The 2,242-nt window shown below is 51.6% G+C and carries 2 protein-coding genes and 1 pseudogene; 1 reads left to right on the forward strand and 2 read right to left on the reverse strand.

The features are described from left to right. Positions 1–276, forward strand: a pseudogene (locus ACUVQO_RS23020) (phenylacetate--CoA ligase family protein); the annotation flags it as partial. 5 nt (positions 277–281) lie between these two features. Here the strand turns inward: ACUVQO_RS23020 and ACUVQO_RS23025 are convergent. Next, the gene (locus tag ACUVQO_RS23025; protein ID WP_445928150.1) at positions 282–1,334 is read right to left on the reverse strand and encodes a TIGR03790 family protein; all 1,053 of its coding nucleotides are present in this window, start codon (positions 1,332–1,334) and stop codon (positions 282–284) included. A 153-nt stretch (positions 1,335–1,487) separates the two neighbouring features. After that, the coding region (locus tag ACUVQO_RS23030) for a nitrilase-related carbon-nitrogen hydrolase (RefSeq protein WP_445928151.1) at positions 1,488–2,242 on the reverse strand (755 nt) is incomplete at its 5' end.

Below are 2,242 nucleotides of genomic sequence, written 5' to 3' on the forward strand. Positions count from 1 at the left end.
AACTGGGTAACTGGCAAGTTTGTGATGCAGGTGCAGGAGGACACAGATCAGAATAAATCGCTGGCGATCGTGGTGGAATTAGCGCCCGGTGTAGAGGCAGATGAGAACCGACGACAGGCGATCGCAGCGGCTATCCTGCACCACCTGCGACGATTGAACAGTGAATTCGCGAACTATGTGCCAGAGGCGTATCAGATGCCACAGATTACTTTATTGGCGGCTGGCGATCCTGAGTATTTTCCCATTGGGGTCAAACATCGTTACACGCGAGCGTAAAAGGCTCAAGGGGCGATGGGGAAAGGACGGGCCAAGGGTTCACCAATGAAAATACCCTGTCCGGGTTGAGCAACACTTTTCCAGTAGGCTTCCAGCAGGGTATCGCCCTGAAAATAATGGAACATGGCGATCGCTGGGTTGGGAAATTTGGCTGGGAAGTTGCAAGGTTCTACTACCGTGCCATAACTGCCCGTGGCCCCAGCTTCCAACCAGCGCAAACTGCTCATTTGAAAGCTATCCGTAAGCGCTCCCCCCACCGAGGTCAGGTGATCCGCGATCGCGCCAGGACGAAATCGATTCGTTTCCAACCTCTGCACCTGGGTCAACCCCGTGAAGTAAAACATTATGTCTGTTTGTTGCTCCAGTACATCACTGTTGAGAATGACAACCTTAAAGGGCGGATCAAAATACTGACTGATCAAGGGATAGAGACGAGCACGGACATTCCGGCTGCGATCGCTGGTACTGAGTAAATAGGCGGTGCCATCAGGATAGGTGCCATCGGCAGCGACACCCCGATCAATCAGGGCTTTGGCCTGGGCAAAGGTGGTTGCAGCAATCGTCATCGTTGGTCGAATCCGAAAGCGGTCAAAGGGTTTCACCTGCTTCTGATTGAAATAAGGGCTGGCCTGGGTAGGCAGACAGCCTTTGGCACAAAAGCGATCGTCGAAGCCAAACGCAAAAGCTGATGTGATGGACATACAATCCACCCGGTAGGGAGCCACCCAAGTCAGGGCAAACGCTTGAATTTGTGCTGGAATTTTTGCCTCTACTTCGGTTTTAATCCGGCGAAATTCCCCTTCCGGTAAGGTCGTTCGTCCCGCTTGAAAGGATACAACGATCAAATTCTGCTCTGGAATTTCCCGGCGTTGCTGATAGTAGCGGGCAATCTGCATACTCAAGGGGTCAGCTTGGTTAGCAATAATAGCTAGATTTTGTGCCGATACTCCAGATGGGGACGGAGTGGGAAACACAGCCGTTTTAATCGCTCCGCAGCCGGACAGGGTGAGAAGACCCATCAGCAGGGAAAACAGCTTAATGAACGGACGATCGCGCACAGAAGTTGACTCAAAAAGATGATTTTATTCTTTTCCATAGGACGGATAAGTTTACCGGAAAGTTGCACAATCCAGTACATTCAACCCATCTGGCTACTTTTTTAACAAGGAGGCATCGGGAACGTTTTCCCGTTGTCCATCGCCCTTTTCATATCACCCCCGATCGCGCAAGCGCTGAATCGTTGCCTGCTGGGTTTGGATAAAGTGCGATCGCTCCATCTCGCCCTGCAACAGGGTATTGACCGGATAAACAGACTGGCGATGCAAATCGGCATACACCTCAAATCGTTGTCGAGCAAGTAAATTGGTTAACCCTGGACGCTGACGATATCGCCGCAGGGCCGTTAGATCAATCTCAGCGAAGGTCGCCATACTTTCCCCCGCACTCGTCTCCGCCAGCACCAATCCCCGGTAGTCAATAATCTTCGACCCACCATCCGTTGATGCTTGAGGAATTGGGCTATTGGCAATTCCCGCTGTATTGCAGGAAACCACGTACATCATGTTTTCCACAGCGCGGGATAGTTTAGCAGCTTCCTTGGGTGCCCGCTCCTGACCGTAAATTTCCGAGGTAGGATGGAGCAGAATTTCAGCCCCCCGCATCGCCAAACACCGGGCCAGTTCTGGAAACAGAATTTCATCCGAGGCAACGGCAGCTAACTTCCCAATTTCGGTTTGAGCGACGGGAAAGACTCCATCCAAACCATATACGTCCAGATACTTGTCCCAGACATCATGAGGGGTGGGCGCAAACATGGAATTCAGACGGCGATAACGCAACACCACAGCCCCTGACGGTGCCAGCAGAAAGCAGGTTTGAAAATATAGGCCAGAAAAGTGAGCATCCAATTCGTAGGCATTCCCGGCCAGAAAAATCTGGTGTTTCTGAGCCAGTTTCCCTAAAGCTT

It is taken from the genome of Leptodesmis sp. (assembly GCF_052746595.1).